The organism is Micromonospora sp. NBC_00421 (assembly GCF_036017915.1).
Classification (GTDB): domain Bacteria; phylum Actinomycetota; class Actinomycetes; order Mycobacteriales; family Micromonosporaceae; genus Micromonospora.
This window is the reverse complement of sequence record NZ_CP107929.1, coordinates 6161799-6181092: the sequence shown is the minus strand read 5'-3', so window position 1 is coordinate 6181092 and position 19294 is coordinate 6161799. Positions and strand designations below refer to the sequence as shown.

General features: G+C 72.9%; 17 protein-coding genes. 5 read left to right on the top strand and 12 right to left on the bottom strand.

The window, feature by feature from the left end:
• The 3 genes from OHQ87_RS26460 to OHQ87_RS26450 form a co-directional block, all read right to left on the bottom strand.
• Nucleotides 1–1041: a hypothetical protein gene (locus tag OHQ87_RS26460; RefSeq protein WP_328342224.1), complete on the bottom strand. Its 1041-nt coding sequence runs from the start codon at nucleotides 1039–1041 to the stop codon at nucleotides 1–3.
• The gene (locus tag OHQ87_RS26455; RefSeq protein ID WP_328342223.1) at nucleotides 1038–1979 is read right to left on the bottom strand and encodes a transporter substrate-binding domain-containing protein; all 942 of its coding nucleotides are present in this window, start codon (nucleotides 1977–1979) and stop codon (nucleotides 1038–1040) included. Before OHQ87_RS26455 ends, OHQ87_RS26460 begins: the two co-directional genes overlap by 4 nt.
• Nucleotides 1980–2154: 175 nt before the next feature.
• Entirely contained in the window at nucleotides 2155–3948 is a 1794-nt protein-coding gene (locus OHQ87_RS26450; RefSeq protein WP_328342222.1) for an alpha/beta hydrolase, read from the bottom strand.
• Between the two features lie 129 nt (nucleotides 3949–4077).
• On the opposite strand from OHQ87_RS26450, the gene OHQ87_RS26445 reads away from it, so the two are divergent.
• Nucleotides 4078–4404, top strand: coding sequence for a hypothetical protein (locus OHQ87_RS26445; protein ID WP_328342220.1), 327 nt, complete (start codon nucleotides 4078–4080; stop codon nucleotides 4402–4404).
• Here the strand turns inward: OHQ87_RS26445 and OHQ87_RS26440 are convergent.
• From OHQ87_RS26440 to OHQ87_RS26410, 7 genes are all read right to left on the bottom strand, one after another.
• Entirely contained in the window at nucleotides 4391–5947 is a 1557-nt protein-coding gene (locus tag OHQ87_RS26440) for a serine/threonine-protein kinase (RefSeq protein ID WP_328342218.1), read from the bottom strand. The two genes, OHQ87_RS26445 and OHQ87_RS26440, sit on opposite strands and share 14 nt — an antisense overlap.
• 30 nt (nucleotides 5948–5977) lie before the next feature.
• Complete coding sequence (locus OHQ87_RS26435; RefSeq protein WP_328342216.1) at nucleotides 5978–6424, bottom strand: hypothetical protein; 447 nt, start codon at nucleotides 6422–6424, stop codon at nucleotides 5978–5980.
• Between the two features lie 143 nt (nucleotides 6425–6567).
• On the bottom strand, nucleotides 6568–10140 hold the full coding sequence (locus OHQ87_RS26430) for an adenylate/guanylate cyclase domain-containing protein (protein ID WP_328342213.1): 3573 nt from the start codon (nucleotides 10138–10140) through the stop codon (nucleotides 6568–6570).
• Nucleotides 10137–10937, bottom strand: coding sequence for an MBL fold metallo-hydrolase (locus tag OHQ87_RS26425; RefSeq protein ID WP_328342211.1), 801 nt, complete (start codon nucleotides 10935–10937; stop codon nucleotides 10137–10139). Before OHQ87_RS26425 ends, OHQ87_RS26430 begins: the two co-directional genes overlap by 4 nt.
• Before the next feature lie 121 nt (nucleotides 10938–11058).
• The gene (locus tag OHQ87_RS26420) at nucleotides 11059–11520 is read right to left on the bottom strand and encodes a RidA family protein (protein ID WP_328342209.1); all 462 of its coding nucleotides are present in this window, start codon (nucleotides 11518–11520) and stop codon (nucleotides 11059–11061) included.
• Between the two features lie 10 nt (nucleotides 11521–11530).
• On the bottom strand, nucleotides 11531–11686 hold the full coding sequence (locus tag OHQ87_RS26415) for a DUF4177 domain-containing protein (protein ID WP_088643831.1): 156 nt from the start codon (nucleotides 11684–11686) through the stop codon (nucleotides 11531–11533).
• Between the two features lie 45 nt (nucleotides 11687–11731).
• The gene (locus OHQ87_RS26410) at nucleotides 11732–12214 is read right to left on the bottom strand and encodes a hypothetical protein (RefSeq protein WP_328342205.1); all 483 of its coding nucleotides are present in this window, start codon (nucleotides 12212–12214) and stop codon (nucleotides 11732–11734) included.
• Nucleotides 12215–12537: 323 nt separating this feature from the next.
• Here OHQ87_RS26410 and OHQ87_RS26405 point away from each other — a divergent pair, with 323 nt between their 5' ends.
• Genes OHQ87_RS26405 through OHQ87_RS26395 form a run of 3 tightly spaced genes read left to right on the top strand, consistent with a single transcriptional unit; the run spans nucleotide 12538 to nucleotide 15350 of the window.
• Nucleotides 12538–13143, top strand: coding sequence for an Rv0361 family membrane protein (locus OHQ87_RS26405; protein ID WP_328342203.1), 606 nt, complete (start codon nucleotides 12538–12540; stop codon nucleotides 13141–13143).
• 26 nt (nucleotides 13144–13169) lie between these two features.
• Nucleotides 13170–14147 (top strand): ArsA-related P-loop ATPase, encoded by a 978-nt coding sequence (locus tag OHQ87_RS26400; RefSeq protein ID WP_328342201.1) that lies wholly within the window; start codon nucleotides 13170–13172, stop codon nucleotides 14145–14147.
• 57 nt (nucleotides 14148–14204) lie between these two features.
• The gene (locus OHQ87_RS26395; RefSeq protein WP_328342199.1) at nucleotides 14205–15350 is read left to right on the top strand and encodes an ArsA family ATPase; all 1146 of its coding nucleotides are present in this window, start codon (nucleotides 14205–14207) and stop codon (nucleotides 15348–15350) included.
• Nucleotides 15351–15479: 129 nt separating this feature from the next.
• On the opposite strand, the gene OHQ87_RS26390 is transcribed toward OHQ87_RS26395, so the two are convergent.
• On the bottom strand, nucleotides 15480–15800 hold the full coding sequence (locus OHQ87_RS26390) for a WhiB family transcriptional regulator (RefSeq protein ID WP_328342197.1): 321 nt from the start codon (nucleotides 15798–15800) through the stop codon (nucleotides 15480–15482).
• A 403-nt stretch (nucleotides 15801–16203) separates the two neighbouring features.
• On the opposite strand from OHQ87_RS26390, the gene OHQ87_RS26385 reads away from it, so the two are divergent.
• Nucleotides 16204–18633, top strand: a complete 2430-nt coding sequence (locus tag OHQ87_RS26385; protein WP_328342194.1) for a penicillin-binding protein — start codon at nucleotides 16204–16206, stop codon at nucleotides 18631–18633.
• 192 nt (nucleotides 18634–18825) lie between these two features.
• Here OHQ87_RS26385 and OHQ87_RS26380 read toward each other — a convergent pair whose 3' ends face one another.
• Nucleotides 18826–19281: a GatB/YqeY domain-containing protein gene (locus OHQ87_RS26380; protein ID WP_328342192.1), complete on the bottom strand. Its 456-nt coding sequence runs from the start codon at nucleotides 19279–19281 to the stop codon at nucleotides 18826–18828.
• Nucleotides 19282–19294 lie beyond the last annotated feature (13 nt).

Here is a 19294-nt window from a genome sequence, read left to right as displayed (position 1 = left end):
TCAGCGCAGGGTGCGGCAGGCCGCGTCGGTGCGGTGCACCGGGCGGACCCGCCGGCCCAGCCCCTCCAGCAGCGAGTCCTCGACGTGGTAGTCCCGGATCCGCAGCCGGTGCCGGGGCAGCTCCTCCTCGCTGGGGCAGAGCACCTGGGCGCGGACGTCGTCCACCGGCACGTACCGGACGCCGCCGCGCTCCTGGAGCAGCACCATGCTGACGTCGTCCACGGTGACCACGTGTCCCCGGACGTCCTCGGTGACGCCGGGGCTGGACTCCACGGTGGTCACGGTGAGCGGCAGCACCGGCGTGGTGATCACCGGCAGCGCCGCCCAGACCAGCATGGCCAGCACCGCCGCCTCGGTGACCGAGGCGAGCGGCCGGATCACCGCCCCGGGCAGCGGGCCGGTCACCGCCAGCGCGAGCAGCGGCGGGACGACGAGCAGCACCAGGGCGAGCAGTTCCCGCTGCTGCCACGCGTCGACCAGGGTGGGGGCGAGCAGCCAGCCGTAGCCGGCGAGCAGCGCCATCACGATCAGCGTCCGGAGCAGGACGTGTTCGTGCAGGCGTGCCGGGGTGAGCTGGAAGGCGGCGACGAACGCCGGCAGCAGCAACGGGAGGTAGAGCAGTTGCCAGGTGACCAGGGCCATCAGGAAGCTGGCCAGCACGAACCAGGCCGGGGTGAGGTCGGCCCAGCGGACGAAGAGCGGGCGGCGGACGGTGGGCGGCATCCGTTCGACGCTGACCCGCAGCACCGCGCCGAGCGCGAAGACCGCGACCAGGCCGGTGGAGAGCAGCCGGGCGGCGGTGGTCAGGAAACCGGCCAGCAGGTTCACCGGCCCGACGTTCGCCACCAGCAGCAGCGTGGTCTGGAGTTCGCCGCCCGCCTCGACACCGAGGCGCAGCACCGAGAAGATGGCCGGCACGCCCACCACCGCCGTCCAGAACGACTGGCTGGCCCGCGCCCGCCGCTCCACCGCCGGGTCCCAGCCGTCACGCACTCCGACGGTGGTGGCGCCCAGATCCTGCGGTACGGCCGGGGCGGTCACCGGGTCGGCGCCTTGTCGTCGAAGTCGACCAGCTGCGGCACGTTCAGCGGCTGCGGTTGCGCCTTCTCCGCCTTGAGCCACGGCCCGAGGGTCCGGTTGTACGCGGTGAGCCACGGGCTGCTGATCCCGTTGCGCCCCTGCAGGTAGCTCTTCTGCAGGGCGAAGGCCACCAGGTCACGCAGGGCCGGATCGCCTATCGGCACACCGATCCCGAGCAGCTCGCTGGTACCGAACGGCATGTCGACGATCTCGAACTCGGTCGGGTAGAGGGAGAGGAAACCGGCGAGGATCGTCTCGTCGGAGCTGACCGCGTCGTAGCGGCCCTCCCGGATCCCCTTGACGCAGTCGCCGACCTCCTTGACCACGAGCGCCTTCACGTCGTGCTTGGCCAACTCGGCCTCGGTGGTGGAGCCGCCGCTGGTGCAGACCTTGTACTGCGGTTCGCGGAGGTCCTCGATGGTGCGGATCTTGTCCTTGAGCCGGGTCGGCACCATCACCTCCTGGGTGGTGACGAAGTACGGCCCGGCGAAGCTGACCAGCTTCTCCCGCTCCTCGGTGATCGAGAAGCTGGAGACCACCAGGTCGACCACGCCACCCTGGAGGGCGGGGATGCGGTCCTCGGTGGTCACCGAGACCCACTCGATGCGCTGGTCACCCTCGTAGCCGAGGTAGGAGGCGACGTAGCGGGCGATCTCCACGTCGAAGCCGACGTGTGCGCCGTTGCGCAACTCGCCCATCAGGGGCTCGGTGGTCGCCACCCCGATCTTGATCTTCGACTGACCGTCGATGTGCGACTCCCGCAGTTTGTCGCGGACCGAGGGCAGCGACGGTTCGCGCCGGTTGTCGCAGCCGGCGGCGGCGGCCAGGGTGAGGGTCAGCGCCACCGCCAGGGTGGTGGCGACCGAACGGACCCGATGGCGGGCGGAGACGTCGTTCATCGGCGCACCTCGCTGACGGACAGCCTGGGGGACACCGAGGGTAGCCGTTCGGGTCCATCTGCGTCCCGCCGCATCGCGGTGACGGGTCGACCGCCGCGACGCCCATCCGACCCGACCAGGGGAGGAACCCGGGGTACGACGGACGACCGGGCGCCCGCCGTACCCCGGAACCGGATCAGCGCACGGCCAGCGAGCCCAACGCGGGCAGCGGCGCGACGACCGGCGGCAGCCGCTTCGGCTCGCCCCGGGCCGGCAACCCGGCGGCGGCCAGCGCGCCCTTGGAGGTGGCGGCCCGCCCGGCCGGCTCCGGCGTCTCGACGAACGGCTGGTCGTCGCCGACGCAGACGGTGCCCTTCGCCGGCAACGCACCCCGCAGCAGGTACGCGTCGACCGCCCCTGTCACACAGGCCGACGTCCCGTACGCCGTGTGACCCCAACTGTCGCTGCTGAGCAGCCGGCTGTTCGGCAGCAGCTGCGCCGAGCTCACCGCGCCCTGGTAGTTGGTGGCCGGGTCCCAGTAGTTGCCCACCACCAGCACCGGCGCGGCGGTCCGCCGGTCGAACGGCCCGGTCCAGGCGTCGGCGTCGCGCACCGTCCAGGCGTCCCGGGCGCAGGGCGCGGTGCCCCAGGCCCAGAGCCGCCCGAAGTAGGGCGCCCGCTTGTCCTCCTGGGCGCTGAGCGCGGGCCAGTCCGCGAGCTTCTTCGGGTGGTACCCGTCGGTGCAGTCGACACTGAGGAAGGTCTCCAGCCCGTTGTAGTACGGGAAGTCGAACCGTCGCTGCTCCCGGGCCTGCACGGCGAGCCGACCGAGCGCCGCGCGGGCCTCGGCGAGGCGGGCCGGCGACACCGACTGCGGATCGGTGAGAACGAGCAACTGCTCGGTGCTGTCCACGATCGGCTCCCAGCCGTAGGGGCTGTAGAGCGCGCTGAGGCTGGCGCCCACGAAGTCGGCGTAGCTGACGGTGAACGAACCGGCGTCCGGATCGTCGACCACCACGGGCTTCTGGCGCAGCCGCTTCGCCACCAGCTCGTACGAGGCGACCGGGTCACCGGAGGCGAGGGAGCACGCCTGCGGACCGGCCTTGTCGCAGCGGACCAGGATCTCACGCAGCGCCCGGTACGCCCCGTCGGCGCTGCGCAGCCGGGTCTCCTGGAGCTGGTCGCGGGCCTTGCCCTGGCCAACCCAGGCGTTCGGGTCGAGCACCCCGTCGACGACCACCGCGCGGACCCGGTCCGGGAACATGTTCGCGTAGTACTGGCCGAGGGCGGTGCCGTAGCTGAAGCCGAGGTAGCTGAGCTTCTTGTCGCCTACCGCCCGGCGCAGCACGTCCATGTCCCGGGCCACCTCGGCGGTGGACATCGCCGAGGTCAGCGGCCGGCCGGTGGTCGAGCACGCCTGACCGACGGCCTTCGACGACTTCAGGTACGCCTGCTCCTCGGCCTTCGTCCACGGGAAGGCGACGTTCAGGCCGGCGTACGCCCTGGTCTGCTCCTTGACCGACGGGAAGCACTTGACGTTGCTGCTGGCGGCGACGCCGCGCGGGTCGATGCCGACGATGTCGAACCGGTCGAGCAGGTCGTCGCCGAGGAAGTACGGCGCGGCCAGCGCGATGTCGGTGCCGGAGCCACCCGGGCCACCCGGGTTGAGGAAGAGGCTGCCGACCCGGGCCTGCCGGTCACGGGCCTTCACCCGGAGCAGGGCGACCTCGGTGGTGGCGCCCTTCGGCTTGTCGTAGTCCAGCGGCAGCCGGGCGGTGGCGCACTCGGCGTAGTCGTAGCAGGCGTACCAGTCGAGCTTCGGCGTGGGCACGCTGTCGACGCGCCGGGCCTCGGTGCGGCTGGTCCGGTCGGGAGTGACGGGGAGGGTGTGCGGGCTGCCGGGTGCGGCGGCGGCCGGCACGACCGCCACCGTGGCGAGGACCAGGCCGGCGATGCCCGCCGCGGCCAGGGACCGGGTTCTTTGTGGCACGTGGCTGCCTTCCGGTGGGGAACAGGACAGGTCGAGACGACACCTCGACCGTCGTCACTCTAGGCATAACGGTCAACCGCGCCGAGCCGTACGGTTTGACAGCGCGCCCGTTCAGGTCATGCTTGTCAGGTGAGGCGAATCCTGAGACCGGACGCGCGGGCGGTGGCGGTGGTCGGGGCGCTGGCGACCGGCGCGGTCCTGGCGACGCTGGCCTTCCGGCATCCCGCCGGCATCCTGACAGTGGGGCTGGCACTGCTCGGCGTCCTGTTCGCGACGGTGACCGGCACCGCGCTGGCCGCGCTGCGCGAACGCGACGACGGGCAGCAGCCGTCCGGGGCGACGCCCACGGGTCAGCCGGAATCGGGTTCGTTCCTCGACGCCGACACCCTGGACGCGTTGGACAGCGCGGCCGTGCTGAGCCGGCTGCATCGGATGCGCGAGGTCAGCGACCAGTGAGGGTCGGCGCGACCAGGGCGTCCACGCCCCGCCCGGCGAGGCAGCGGTAGGTCCGGTCGAGATCCGTCTCGGCGGGCGGCAACACCTCCAGGTGCCAGCCGTTGGTGTAGTCGATCCCACTGGTCAGCCGGAACGTCCGCACGTTGCACACCGACCGGACCGTCGGGTCGGCGCTGATCGCGGCGTGCCCGGCCGCGGCCAGCGCGGCGGGCAACTGCCCCTCGACGTACGTCTCCCAGGTGTGCCGCCCCTCGCAGGAGAGTTCGGCGGCCTCCGCCCGGTCGCCGCGCAGCCGCACCGGGCCGAAGCACTCCAGCACCGGGGCGCAGCGGGCACCCGGCGGCAGGGTCGCCGCCGTGCCGTCGGCCGCGCAGCCGGGCAGGGTGCCCCAGCGGGCGGCCGGGCTCGACGAGCCGACGACCGACGGGGTGGCTGTCGGCCCGGCCACCGGTGGCGCACCGCCGGCGACCCATGCTCCGGCGCTCGCCGAGGCGGCCAGGGCGAGCACCCCGGCCCCGCCGAGGAACCAGCGCCGCCGCCGGCGCTCGCCGTGGGGCACCGTCGGCTGGTCGTCCTGGACGGGTGGACGCGGGCTCGGCTGGCCGGTGATCCGCCCGGGTTGACCGGTGGTCCATCCGACGGTGTACGGCCCCCCGCCCGGACCGCCGGTGGACGGCCCGCCGGAGACCGGGACGCCGCTGACCGGGGTGGGGGCCGGGTCGAGGGGGAGCGCGGTGAGCAGGTCGCGCAGTTCGAGCGCGGAGGGGCGGGCGTCGGGGTCGTTGGACATCCCGGCACGGAGCACGTCGACCAGTTCGGTCGGCACCCCGGGCAGGTCGGGGATCGGCTGGTGGAACAGTTCCAGCACGGTGACCAGGCTCGGGTTGCGCTCGGACTGCCAGCGTGGGGGTCGGCCGGTCATCACCGCGTAGAGGGTGGCGCAGAGGGCGTACACGTCGACGGCCGGTGACGGCGGGCTGTGGTTGAACATCTCCGGCGGCGCGTAGGCCGGGGTGAGCACCTCCAGGGTGACCGAGGCGTCCCGCGCCTCGGCCAGCACCGCCAGCCCGAAGTCGGCGAGCACCGCCGAGTTGAAGTGCGAGTGCAGGATGTTGGCCGGCTTGACGTCGCGGTGCAGCACCCCGGCCGCGTGCGAGTGGGCCAACGCGTCCGCGATCTTGATGCCGAGGTCACGGCTCTCGGACGCGTCGAGCGGCGAGGTCCGCATCCGTTCGGCGTACGAGCCGTCGCACAGCTCCATGATCAGGTACGGATGCTGGTCGACGGTCACCCCCACGTCGAAGAGGTCCACGACGTGCGGGTGCGACGACATCCGCCCGGCCGCCCGCGCCTCGCGCAGGAACCGGGCCTGGTCGCGCTCGTTGTCCAGGGTGCGGTTCTCCACCTTGACGGCGACCTCCCGACCGACGGAGATCTGGGTGGCCCGGTAGACGGTGGCGTAACCACCCCGGGCAAAGACCTGCAAGTCGGTCAGACCGGGCACGATGGGCAGCCGGAGGGCGCCGGGCGGGGTCTCGGTCACGGCTCGAAAATACCCGTTCCGCCGGAGCGCTCAGCGATCCGTACCGGCGGCAACGGCCGGCCCGGCGGTGGTGGCGGTGTCCCGGCGGGCGTCCCACCGCAGGCCGAGCGCGGTCGCCACCGCGCCCGCCCCCTCCCAGAGCGCCACCCCGATGAACCTGTCCGGGGCCACGTCGGCCAGCACGGTCAGCGTGAAGACGGTGAAGGTGACCAGCCGGAAGACCACCGTGAAGCGGTAGAACGCCCGCCACTCGGTGGCCACCGCGAGCAGGTAGTAGACGCCCATGTTGAACGAGGCCATCGAGGACGCGGTGAGGAAGGTCCCGGTGTAGTCGCCGGGCGCCCGGTTCGCCGGCACCTCGAAGCCGAGCAGCCGCAGCTGCGCCTCCGGCCACACCAGCCCGAGCGCGCCGAGCAGCACCGCCAGCACCCCGAAGACCGCGATCGTCCAGCCGGCACCCGAACGCGGCAACCTCATCTGCTCCCCAACCCCCGACGGCACGACCGACGCCGGGCGGCGGTCGCGTGAAGTGACACGCTAACCGCCCCCGCCGAAGCGCACATCACCGGAACCGACAGACCTACCGGCCGGGATCGATCAGACCCACCGGCCGGGATCGATCAGACCTCGCCGGCCAGCCGGGCCCGCAGGGCGTCGGCGCTGGCCCGTTCGCTGCGCTGCTCGGTCGCGTGGGCGAGCCGGACCGCCTCCTGTGCGCTGGCCAACGCCTCCGCCGGGTATCCGCAGGCGGCCAGCGCCTCGGCCAGCACCCCCGCCCCGATCACCTGACTGCGGACATCCTCCGCCGGGGTGGCGACCGCCCGGCGGGCCCAGTCCAACGCCTGCTCCGACTGACCGTGGGCGAGCAACGCGGAGGCGTACCGGGCCAGCGTCTGTCGGCGGGAGAAGAGCAGCGTCGGCGTCCTCGCGGCGGTCGTCGCCACCGGGGCGAGCAGCCCGACCGCGGTGGCCGTGTCCCCGGCGGCGAGCCGGGCGGTGGCGAGCAGCACCCGGGGAGCGGCCTGCGCCGGTGCCTGCGGGTTGTGCGGTTCGACGGCGGTCAGCACCGCCCTGGCGTCCCGCTCGGCGGTCTCGCAGTCCCCCATGTCCAGCGCGACGAAGCCGCGCAGCGTGCCGGCCATCCCGGTGAGCAGCGGATGCGAGGTCCGGCCGGCGTACGCGAGGGCGTCGGTGAACAGGTCGGCGGCGTGCTCCGGTTCGCCCAGCCCCCGCGCCACCACACCCCGTACGACAAGCGCGAACCCCCGCCCCCAGTCGTCGGAGACCGCGGCGAAATCCCGGTACGCCCGGCGGGCCGCCCGGTCCGCCTCGGCCACCTCGCCCAGCTCGGCCCCGGCGAACGCCTCGACCGCGCGCAGCGTGCCCACCGCCCACGCCTCGCCGACCCGCTCCCCGAACGGCAGGAAGATACCGGCCAGCCGGCAGGCCTCCCCCAGCCGACCGGCCAGCAACCGGGCGAAGGCGGTGGTGCCGCGCAGCCAGGCCCGCCCGTACGGGTCCTTCAACTCGGCGAAGAGCCGGGCGGCCCGGCCGAGCACCGCGTCGGTGCCGGCGAAGTCCCCCCGGGTGGTGGTGACCCAGGCCAGGTTCTGCAACGCCCACGCCTGCCCCCGCGGATCCTTCGCGGCGAGGCTGATCTGGTAGGAGGCCGCGAGCCGGCTGCTCGCCTGCCCGAGCCGCCCGGCGACGAAGTCGGCCATCCCGAGCCGGCGCATCGCCGAGGCGCGCAGGTTGGTCACCTCCCCGGCCGTGGCCACCTGCAACGCCTCCTGCCAGCAGGCCGTCGCCCGGCCCTGGTCGCCCGAGGTCTGGTGGGCCTGGCCGGCGAGCAGCAGGGCGCTGGCCCGGGTGCCGGCGTCGTCACCGGCGTTGGCGGCGATCTTCTCGGCGAAGGCGAGCGCGTCACCGACCCGGCCGACCTGGAGCAGGGCCCGTGCGTGCGCCACCCGGTCGACCGGGGGCACCCCCTCGCGGGCCAGTTCGGCGGCGCGTTCGGCGTACTCGACGGCCAACGCCGGCTCACCGACCTGCAACGCCCGGCGGGCGGCCCGGCCCAGCGCGGCCACCCCCAGTCCGGCTACCGTCCGGGCCGGCGAATCCGGGCGGAGCTTCACCGCGTCGGCGAGGACGACGGCCCGCTCGACCTGCTCGGCGACGAAGTCGTCCCGGGCGGCGTCGGTGAACCCGCCCGGCGGGGCGACCGACGAACCGGGCACCCCGGTGGCCCACCGGGCCAGCGCGGCGTGCCGTTCGGCCAGTTCGGCCTTGCTCACCCCGGCATAGGCGGCCTCGCGCATCAGCGGGGTGGCGAACGCGAAGCCCGTCCGGTTGCGGTGCAGCATCCGGCGTTGCAGCAGCTCCTCCACGGCCCGTTCCAGCTCGACGGCGGCCACCGCGGCGGGCCGACCGTCCCGCCCGGCCCGCAGCTCGCGCAGCGCCTCCACCGCACCGGTGGGCACGACGTCGCCGACCACCGCGGCGTCCCGCAACGCCGAGCGGGCCTCCGGCGGAAGCGCGTCGATCCGGGCGGCGAGCACGGCGGCCAGGTCACGGGAGAGCAGCCGGCTGCCCAGCGAACCGGCCACCAGCCGCCAGCCGCCGTCCGGTCCGGCGGTCAACGCCCCCCGTTCCCGCAGCAGGGTGACCAACTCGGCCAGGTAGAAGGCGTTGCCCTGGGCGGTGGCGAGCAAGCGGTCGGCGTCGGCCTGCGGCAGCTTCCCACCGTTGAGGTAGCTGGTGAGCAGGCGGGCGGCGTCCGCACCGCGCAGCGGCGGCAGGGCGTGCACCTCGGCGTCGGCGATCCAGGTAAGCGCTCCCGCCGTCCGGACCAGCTCCGGGCGGCCCAGCAGCATCACCAGCACCGGGCCGGTGAGCCGGGACAGGGTCGCGCCGAGCGCGGCGATGGTCTCGCCGGTGGCGTCGTGCAGGTCGTCCACGACGATCACCAGCGGCGCCTCGGCGGCCAGGGCGCTGAGCAGCCCGGCCACCGCCACCGGCACCGCCTCGGCGTCGGCGGTCGGCGGGGTGGCACCCCATCCGTCCTGGTCGCCCGCGTTACCGGGCAGTTCGCCGTAACCGAGCAGGGCCAGCAACTGGTCGCCGGCGATCGGCGGCGCATCGACCTGCAACCGGCCGAGCCGCTGGCCGAGCCGGCGCAGACGCTCCTCCACGGCCGGTCGGGTGAGCGCGGTGGAGGCGTCGTTGGGCAGGCCGACGGCAGCCCGGACCAGGTCGGCCAGCGGGGCCAGCCGACGCCGCTCACCGAAGGCGGCACAGCGCACCGAGAGCACCCGGGCACCGCTGTGGGCGGCGTACCGGCCGGCACCGACGTCGTAACCGGCGGCCAGCCGCTCCACCTCGGCGGCGAACCGGGACTTGCCGATCCCCGCCTCGGCGGTCATCAGCAGCACCTTGGGCTCGCCCCGGTCGATCACCTCGGCGAGCCGGCCGGCGACCCGGCCGATCTCGGTCTCCCGCCCGACGAAGGGCGCTTCGTCGCCGAGGCCCGACCGGGTGCCCGGAGCGTCCAGGAGCCCCAGCAGCTCGTACGCCTCGACCGGCTCGCGTTTGCCCTTGAGCCGCAGCGGGCGCAGCACCCGCCAGGAGGCGACGTGCCGGGTGGCCGACGAGGTCCGGGCACCGGCGTAGATCGCGCCGACGGCGGCGGCGTCGGCCAGCCGGGCGGCGGTGTTCACCGTGTCCCCGATGACCGTGTACTCGATGGCGGCCTGGATGCCGGCGATCACGTCGCCGGTGTTCAGCCCGACCCGCAGGCCGAGCGGTGCTCCACCGCCGCGCTCGTCGTCGAGCACCCGGCGCACCGCCCGTTGCATCGACAGGGCGGCCCGGACGGCCCGCTCGGCGTCGTCCTCGTGGGCCACCGGGGCGCCGAAGACCGCCATGATCCCGTCGCCGGTGAGCTTGTCGACGTGCCCGCCGAACGTCTTGACCGCGCCGGCGAGCGCGGCGAGCACCCGGTCGGTGACCGCGCCGACCCGCTCGGGGTCGAGGTCCTCCGACCACGAGGTGAACTCGGACAGGTCGCCGAAGAGCACGGTGACCACCCGACGTTCGGCGGTCGGCAGGGTGGCGGCGGCAGGCAGCGCCGCCCCGCAGTTGTGGCAGAACCGCGCGCCCGGGACGGCGAGCGTGCCGCACACCGGGCAGGTCACGGCTGCTCCACCCCGAGGTACTCCAGCTGGGCGCGGACCGACGACTCGGCGGCCCACCACAGCGACCGGTCCACGTCCGCGTAGACCCTCGCCACCACCTCGGGCGCGGTGCGGGCACCCTCGGCGACGGCGGCCCGGACCTGGTCGAGCCGGGCCCGGCGGTGGGCCAGGTAGAAGTCGGCCGCCGCGCCGCAGTCGGCAAGCGCCGGGCCGTGCCCGGGCAGCGCCACGATCCCCGGGTACGCCGAGAGCAGCCCCAGGCTGGCCAGGTAGTCGCCGAGGTGGCCGTCGGGGTGGGCGACGACGGTGGTGCCCCGGCCGAGGATGGTGTCCCCGGTCAGCACCACCCGCTCGGCGTCGTACGACACCGCGAAGCAGACCGAGTCGGCGGTGTGCCCGGGGGTGGCGACCAGGTCGATGGCCAGCCCGAACCCGGCCAGCTGTTCCGCCGCCCCGGTCAGCGGCGCACCGCCGACGGTGTGCGCCGGGTCGGCGGCGAGCACGGGTGCCCCGCCGAGCAGCTCGCTCAGGCGGGGCGCGCCCTCGGTGTGGTCGGGGTGCCCGTGGGTGATCAGCACCAGCCCGACCGGCCCATACGCCGCCACGGCGGCCAGGTGCCCCTCGTCCGCCGGCCCCGGGTCGACGACGATCGCCTGCTCCGCGCCGGGGGCGCGCAACAGCCAGGTATTGGTGCCCTCCAGGGTCATCGGCCCAGGGTTGGGGGCACGCAGCAACGTCACCCAGTCCGGCAGCCGGTCGGCCAGTGCGGCCGGCGGTGCCGTCACATGCCCGGTCATGGCTGCGATCGTACGACCCCGTCCGCCACTCCCCGCGATCTTGCCGAGTCGGCCCACTGGTTTGTGGCCGTTCACGGCTTTCGACCGGACCGGCCGGCGGTGCGGGGAGTGGCGGTGCCGGTCAGCCGACCTCGACGATCAACTCGACCTCCACCGGGGCGTCCAGTGGGAGCTCGGCGACCCCGACGGCGGATCGGGCGTGCCGACCCGCCTCACCGAAGACGGCCCCGAGCAGGTCGGACGCGCCGTTGATCACGGCCGGCTGACCGTGGAAGCCCGGTGCCGACGCCACGAACCCGGTCAGCTTCACGATCTTGACGATGTTCTCCAGGCCGACCAGCGAGTCGACCGCGGCGAGCGCGTTCAGCGCGCACCGCTCGGCGAGATCCTTGGCCTGCTCGGGCGAGACACCCGCGCCGACCTGGCCGGTGGCGAGCAGCTTGCCCTCGGCCACCGGCAACTGACCGGAGACGTAGACGTGCTGGCCGGACTGCACGGCCGGGACGTAGCTGGCCACCGGCGGCACCACGTCGGGCAGGGCCAGACCGAGTTCGGCGAGCTTGGCGTGGGGTCCGTTGCTCATCGTCGGCTCCTCAGCCCTTGGGGCGCTTGAGGTAGGCGACCAACTGGTCCGGGTTCGGGCCGGGGATCACGGCGACGAGTTCCCAACCGTCCTCACCCCAGTTGTCGAGGATCTGCTTGGTCGCGTGGACCAGCAGCGGGACCGTGGCGTATTCCCACTTCTGCATCGGTGGAAGGCTCCCTTGCCTGACGTGGACTGTTCCGCCGACAGCCTACGGTCCGGGCGACGGACTGGGCGCGGGACGCTGCTCCGGGGCGGTGGGTTGCTCACCGCACTGCCCGGCGTGGTCGTACGGCTGGGGGCAGCGGGACCGGTCGGGCAGCAGCAGGTCGCAGAAGACCCGGTGTCTGTTGTTCTGGTCGTCGGCGTCGGAGACGGTGGTCTCGCCGGCGTCCAGCTCGACCAGGAAGCCGAGCGAGGTGGCCACGGTGCCGGCCAGCGCGGTCGCCGCCGTCAGGTCGGCCACCCGGATCGGCAGGTGGATGACGTAACCGGGCTCCTCGTCGTCCCGGCCCCGCTCGCCGGAGCAGCCGAGCAGCCGCAGCACCTCGGACGGCTCGGCGCAGCGCCGGTAGGACCGCTCGTTCACCGGCAGTCCACCACCCAGCCCGTCCGCGTCGCCGGCCGCACCGGCCCGCCTCCCCCGATCTCCCGGTGAGAACTGGGATCGGGCGATGTTCTCCGCGTCGCGCATGTACCTGCCTCCGGCCTCGTACGGTGAATGACCGACCGGACCGGGCGCCGACCCGATCCGCTCCCCCACACCCGGACGAACGTAGGACCCGGCCGGCGTAACGGACAACGGGACGCGCACGGTCGTTCACCTCAAGTCACATATGCGACACTCGCTTGGTCCGGAAGCTGACCGCGCTCCAACGCAGGTCGTGAGCAGTCCGCCACAGCCCGCCCATCGACCGTTACCCTTGCGCCTCGGACGGGCGATCAGGGGTCGCCCGCCGCGCCCGTACCCGCGTCGTCGCCAGGGGCGGCGACGGCGCCCATCCCCCGGGGGACCACATGACCCAACCACCGTTCGGTGGCCCGAGCGGATCGCCAGGCGCCCCGGCGTCGCGGCACGACAAACCAGACCCGGGCGGCACGACCGCCCCCGGCAGCGCCACGTCCGACGCCATCCCGGCACCACCGTCGGGCTACCCGGCGTACCGGGCACCGGCACCGAAGCGGCGGCGCGGCGTGCTGATCGCCTCGCTCGCGCTGGCCGCGGCCGTGGTGCTCTGCGGTGGCGGCGGAACACTCGCCTTCCTGGCCCTGCGCGACAGCGAGGGCGGGTCGGGCGCCAAGGAGCCGACGGTGGCGGTGGACGGCTTCCTCACCGCCGTCTACCAGGACCGGGACGCCGGCAAGGCGGCCAACTTCGTCTGTTCCGAGTCGCGCGACCAGCAGAAGATCAGCGCGAAGGTGGCCGAGGTGCAGAAGTACGCGACCACCTACACCAACCCACGGTTCCGCTGGTCCAGCCCGACGGTCGACAGTCAGAACGGTGACCGGGCCACGGTCTCCACCAAGCTGACCATGACCACCGGCGACGAGCGGATCGCCGAGCAACCGCTGCGGTTCACCGTGGTACGGAAGGCGGGTTGGTGGGTCTGCGAGGTCGGCTGACCTCGTGGGGTGGATAGGCTCGACCGGTGCGAGCAGCTGAGCGGCCGGCCGACCCGGCCGGCACCGGATGGCCATCCCGCCTGCACGTGGTGACCGGCAAGGGCGGCACGGGCAAGACGAGCGTGGCGGCGGCGCTGGCGCTCGCCCTGGCCACCGACGGCCGGCGCACCCTGCTGGTCGAGGTGGAGGGGCGGCAGGGCATCGCCCAACTCTTCGGCGTCGAGCCCCTCCCGTACGCCGAGCGCCACCTCGCCGACGCCCCGGGCGGCGGCGAGGTGCGCGCCCTGGCGGTGGACGCCGAGGAGGCGTTGCTGGAGTACCTCGACATGTTCTACAAGCTCGGCGCGGCCGGCCGGGCACTGCGTAAGCTCGGCGCGATCGACTTCGCCACCACCATCGCGCCCGGCCTGCGTGACGTGCTGCTCACCGGCAAGGTCAAGGAGGCCACCACCCGCACCGTCGGCCAACGCCGGGCGTACGACGCGGTGGTGCTGGACGCCCCGCCCACCGGTCGGATCGGTCGCTTCCTCAACGTCACCGCGGAGACCGCCCGGCTGGCCAAGGTCGGCCCGATCAAGACCCAGAGCGAGGGGGTCTCGGCGTTGCTGCGGTCCCCGATGACCGCCGTGCACGTGGTGACGCTGCTGGAGGAGATGCCGGTCCAGGAGACGGTGGACGCGATCGCCGAGCTGACCCAGCTCGGTTTCCCGGTGGGCCGGGTGATCGTCAACGCCGCCCGTCCGCCGCTTTCCACCGGGCGGGAGGTGACCCGGGCGGAGCTGAAGCGCGGGCTGGCCGCCGCCGGCCTGCCGACGGACCCGACCACCGTGGCCGGGCTCGCCGGCGAGGCCCGGGACCAGCAGGTACGACGGGAGCTGGAGGATTCCCTGCGGACCGACCTGGCGGAGCTGGGGCGACCGGTGACCGAGCTGCCGCTGCTGCCCGACGGGGTGGACTCCGCCGCGCTGACGGCCTTCGCCGGGATCCTCCGCCGGGCGGATTGACGCACAGCTCACGTCGGCACGGGCGCACGGACCCCACCGGCCCGATACGCTCGATCAGTGCCTTCCGAAGACGCGGCGCCCGTGCTGGACGTCGACCAGATCCTCGCCGACCCCGGCGTGCGGATCGTCGTCTGCTGTGGCGCCGGCGGGGTGGGCAAGACGACCACCGCGGCGGCGTTGGCGCTGCGGGCGGCCGAGCGGCACGGCCGGCGGACCGTGGTGCTCACCATCGACCCGGCCCGCCGGCTGGCCCAGTCGCTCGGCCTGACCGAGCTCGACAACACCCCTCGCCGGGTCAAGGGGATCGACGTCGAGACCGGCGGCGGTGAGCTGCACGCCATGATGCTGGACATGAAGCGCACCTTCGACGACGTGGTGCTCCAGCACACCGACCCGGCGAAGGCGGCGGAGATCTTCGCCAACCCGTTCTACCAGGCCATGAGCTCGACCTTCGCCGGCACCCAGGAATACATGGCGATGGAGAAGCTGGGTCAGCTGCACGCCCGGGGCGAGTGGGACCTGATCGTGGTGGACACCCCGCCGTCCCGCTCGGCGCTTGACTTCCTGGACGCCCCGGCCCGGCTCTCCCGCTTCCTGGACGGCCGGATGTTGCGGCTGCTGCTCGCCCCGGCCCGCAGCGGGGGGCGGAGCATGTTCAGCTTCGTCACCGCCAGCTTCGGGATGTTCTCCCGGGTGGTGCAGAAGGTGCTCGGCGCCCAGTTGCTGACCGACCTCTCGGGCTTCGTCGCCGCGCTCGACTCGATGTTCGGCGGCTTCCGGCAGCGGGCCGAGCAGACGTACCGGATCCTCCAGGCCGGGGAGACGGCGTTCCTGCTGGTGGCGACGCCGGAGCCGGACGCGGTCCGGGAGGCGGCCTACTTCGCCGGGCGGTTGGGCGCGGAGCGGATGCCGCTGGCCGGGCTGGTGCTCAACCGGGTGCACCGGCCCGCGGTGACCCTGGGCGCGGCGGAGAGCCGGGCGGCGGCCGACCGGCTGGCCGGGCTGGGTGGGCACGACGCCACTGTCGACGTGCTGCGGGCGCACGCGGCCCTGGCGCAGCAGGAGGTCCGCGAACGGCAGGTGGCCCGGCGGTTCACCGAGGCGTTCCCGGCCGTGCCGACGGTGTCGGTGACGGCGCAGCCCGCCGACGTGCACGACGTCGACGGGCTGCGGACGATCGGCGCGGCGATCAGCCGATCCTGAACGGCGGGCGGGCCCACCGGGCCGACCCCGCACCAGGCGACCGCTCGGCCTGGCGGGCGTCAGCCGCCGACCGTTCGGACGGGCCGGGTCAGCCAGCGGCCAGGCCAGCGTCCGGCGGTCGGGCCGGCGTCAGCTGGCGGCGGTGACCAGGATCTTGTCCTTGCCGGTCTTGTCCTTGGCGTTCTTCTTCATCGCCGCCTCGAACATCTTGCGCCAGCTCGTCACCTGCGGGTGCCGGCGCAGCAACGCCCGGCGTTCCCGTTCGGTCATGCCACCCCACACCCCGAACTCGATGCGGTTGTCCAGCGCGTCGGCCAGACACTCGTACCGCACCGGGCAGCTGCGGCAGATCCGCTTCGCCACGTTCTGCTCGGCACCCTGTACGAACAACGCGTCCGGATCCCCGTTCTGACACGCCGCCAGCGACGGCCAGTCAGTGATCATCCCCATCTGTACCCGTCCCCCCTTGCAGTACCTACCGACCTCGCGCGACCAGCCGTCGATTCCCCCCGGCCGTCCGGCCCGTCCTTCCCCAAGGAGGCGCGGACGACGTGTGGCTCTGTCGCCGCCACCATCATGCTCTGTAGTCGCACGATTACGCAACGTTGTCGGCGAAATCCAACATTCCGGACAGTCCCGGCTTCCCGGGCGTTCGGTCGCCGCTTACCCCGTCGAAGTACGTGAAAACGCTGCGCGGGCTCCACCGATCGGTGGAGACTCGGCGCGGGTCACACGCAACCACACACCGGGGGTCGTGCGTTTAGCACAACGAGGTCGGCGCAAGCAGGAAATGGGGAAAGAACGCCCCGGCGCCCCTCGTTCCCTACTCGCGTACCCTGTCGAGGTGACCTGGATGCGGAAACGTGACCACAATGTCTTCACCAACGCCGCATCGCTGCTGATCTGCGGCCTGCTGGCCGGTGTGGTGGTGGCGGCAGCGGCCTTCCCCGCGGTGGCGATGTCCGGCCTGGCCGCGAAGGCCGGCGCCGAGACCTTCGGCGCGCTGCCCAAGGAGCTGACCGTGGCCCGCGCGCCACAGATCAGCTACCTGCTCGCCAACGACAGCAAGACCCCGCTGGCGACCCTGTACGACGAGAACCGGCGTGACGTCAAGCTCGCGGACATCTCCCCGTACATGCAGAAGGCGATCATCGCCGCGGAGGACCACGACTTCTACAAGCACAACGGCGTCGACCTGAACGGCATCGCCCGGGCCTTCGTCAACAACCAGTCCGGCGCCAACTCCCAGCAGGGCGCGTCCACGCTGACCATGCAGTACGTCCGGCTGGCCATCGCCTACTCGGCCACCCACCCGGCCGACGTGGTCGCCGCGACCGAGGACACCAGCGAGCGCAAGCTGCGCGAGATGAAGCTGGCCCTCCAGGTCGACAAGGAGTTCCCGAAGGACGAGATCCTCACCCGCTACCTGAACCTCGCCTCCTTCGGCAACGGCGCGTACGGCGTCTTCGCCGCCAGCCAGGTCTACTTCGGCAAGTCTCCCAAGAACCTCAAGATCGAGGAGGCGGCGCTGCTGGCCGGCATGGTCAAGGCGCCGACCACCAACGACCCGACCACGCCCAGCGGCTACCCGCTCGCGCTCGACCGACGCAACTACGTCATCGACAACATGGTCAAGACCCAGGCCATCACCCAGCAGGAGGCGGACGCCGCCAAGGCGGTCAAGCTGGCGGTGAAGGACAAGCGCACCCCGAACGGCTGCGTCGCCACCAACAAGAAGGACTGGGGCTTCTTCTGCGACTACTTCTACCGCTGGTGGCTCGGGCAGGAGACCTTCGGCTCCACCACGTACGACCGGGAGCGGCGGCTCAAGAGCGGCGGCTACACCATCACCACCACCCTTGACGTGCAGGCGCAGAACGGTGCCGACCGGGCCGTCCGCAAGAACCTCGGGGTGAACAGCAAGGCCGCCCGGATGGTCGCCGCGATCGAGCCGGGCACCGGCCGGGTCCGGGCGCTGTCGGTCAACCGGAACTTCAAGATCGATGATCCGAAGAAGCCGCAGAACAAGCTCTCCAGCGACCCCAAGAAGGCCAAGAAGAAGGTCCGGGGCAACTATCCCAACACGGTGATCCCGCTGCTCAGCGGCGGCCAGGGCATCTCCGGCTACCAGGCCGGCTCGACGTTCAAGATGTTCACCATGGTGGCCGCGCTGGAGAAGGGCATCCCGCTCGCTTACCAGATCAACTCGCCGGCGGAGTTCAAGTCGGAGTACATCGTCGAGCAGAACTCCCCGGCCGCCTGCGCGGGGACGCACTTCTACTGCCCCAAGAACGCCTCGGCGAGCATGGCCGGCGTGCACAACATGTGGACCGCGTTCGGCAACTCGGTAAACACCTACTTCGTCCCGCTGGAGCAGCAGGTCGGCGCGGAGAACGTGATCAAGGCGGCGCAGAAGCTCGGCATCACCTTCCGCAGCAGCGACGACGCCCGGCGGGCCACCAAGGAGGGCGGCGCCAACCAGTGGGGCTCCTTCACTCTCGGCGTCTCCGCGACCACCCCGCTGGAGCTGGCGAACGCCTACGCCACCCTGGCGGCCGACGGGAAGTTCTGCGAGCCGATCCCGGTGCAGCAGATCAAGGACCCGGAGGGCAACAAGCTCGACGTCGCCAACCCGCGCTGCGAGCAGCGGATCAGCACCGAGGTGGCGCGGGCCGCCGTGGACGCGGCCCGCTGCCCGGTCGGTGACCACTCCTCGGTCTCCAAGTGCTCCGGGGCGACCGCCCGCAACGTCCGGGGCATCGTCGGCAAGCCGGTGGCCGGCAAGTCCGGCACCACCGACGGCGAGAAGACCTCGGCCCTGGTGGCGATGACCAAGCAGTTCGCGGTGGCCGGCATCATGGCCGACCCGGACTGGCCGCAGACCACCCAGCAGATGGGCCACGACACGGCGACCGGCATCAACCCGCCGGTCTACGAGACGCTGCGGGACGCCATGAAGGGTAAGCCCGGCATCGAGTTCACCCCACCCAACGGCAAGATCATAAATGGCGATCAGCGGTCCATCCCGAACGTGAAGTGCCAGTCGGTGGACAGCGCCCGGGGCGAGCTCAAGGAGGCCGGCTTCTCCGTGGTCGTCTCCGACAACAAGGTCACCTCGGACTGCCCGGCCGGCACCGCCGCCGGCACCAGCCCGAACGGCCGCACCATCAAGGGCGGCGTGGTCACCATCGAGGTGAGCAGCGGCGGCGGCACCCCCGCGAACGCGGGGAACACGCCCGGCAACCCCGGCAACCCACCAGGTCGCCCACCGGGCAACAACTGAGCCGTACCGACGACGACGGGCGGGCACCCCACTTCGGGGTGCCCGCCCGTTTCGCATCCACCTCATCTGTCCGGGCGTATCGACCTGACCCGCCGCCGCACCGATCCGGCACTTCGACCTGACCCGCCGCCGCCGCGTCGAGCCGGGTGCTTCGGGCCGAAGCAGCGCCGGTCCCTACCGGGGACGGTGGGTTCAGAGGCCGAGCTGTCGGCGTACCTCGGCGGCGACGCGACCACCCTCGGCCCGGCCGGCCACCGCTGCCTGGGCCGTCTTCATCGCCGCCCCCATCTGGGACTTCTCGGTGTAGCCGCCTGCGGCGAGCGCCCCCGAGACCAGCTCCGTCAGCTCCTGCGCGGAGAGCTGCTTCGGCAGGTAGCGGTCCAGCACCACGCCCTCGGCGGTCTCCTTGTCGGCCTGCTCGGCGCGACCCGCGTCGGCGAAGGCGGCAGCCGCCTCCCGGCGCTTCTTCGCCTCCTTGGTCAGCACCGCGAGCACCTCGTCGTCGGAGAGCTCGCGCTTGGCCTTGCCGGCGACCTCGGCGTTGCCGACGGCGGCCAGGGCCATCCGCAACGTGGAGGTGGTCAGCTCGTCGCGTGCCTTGAGGGCGGCGCGCATGTCTGCGGTCAGGCGGTCCTTCAGCGTGCTCATGGACGGTCAAACT

What these genes read in the sequence shown, in the direction of transcription:
- OHQ87_RS26455 (WP_328342223.1), bottom strand. Translation starts at nt 1,979, where the DNA reads ATGAACGACGTCTCCGCCCGCCATCGGGTCCGTTCGGTCGCCACCACC.
- OHQ87_RS26435 (WP_328342216.1), bottom strand. Translation starts at nt 6,424, where the DNA reads ATGAGGTTGCCGCGTTCGGGTGCCGGCTGGACGATCGCGGTCTTCGGG.
- OHQ87_RS26425 (WP_328342211.1), bottom strand. Translation starts at nt 10,937, where the DNA reads ATGACCGGGCATGTGACGGCACCGCCGGCCGCACTGGCCGACCGGCTG.
- OHQ87_RS26420 (WP_328342209.1), bottom strand. Translation starts at nt 11,520, where the DNA reads ATGAGCAACGGACCCCACGCCAAGCTCGCCGAACTCGGTCTGGCCCTG.
- OHQ87_RS26415 (WP_088643831.1), bottom strand. Translation starts at nt 11,686, where the DNA reads ATGCAGAAGTGGGAATACGCCACGGTCCCGCTGCTGGTCCACGCGACC.
- OHQ87_RS26410 (WP_328342205.1), bottom strand. Translation starts at nt 12,214, where the DNA reads ATGCGCGACGCGGAGAACATCGCCCGATCCCAGTTCTCACCGGGAGAT.
- OHQ87_RS26405 (WP_328342203.1), top strand. Translation starts at nt 12,538, where the DNA reads ATGACCCAACCACCGTTCGGTGGCCCGAGCGGATCGCCAGGCGCCCCG.
- OHQ87_RS26390 (WP_328342197.1), bottom strand. Translation starts at nt 15,800, where the DNA reads ATGGGGATGATCACTGACTGGCCGTCGCTGGCGGCGTGTCAGAACGGG.
- OHQ87_RS26385 (WP_328342194.1), top strand. Translation starts at nt 16,204, where the DNA reads ATGCGGAAACGTGACCACAATGTCTTCACCAACGCCGCATCGCTGCTG.
- OHQ87_RS26380 (WP_328342192.1), bottom strand. Translation starts at nt 19,281, where the DNA reads ATGAGCACGCTGAAGGACCGCCTGACCGCAGACATGCGCGCCGCCCTC.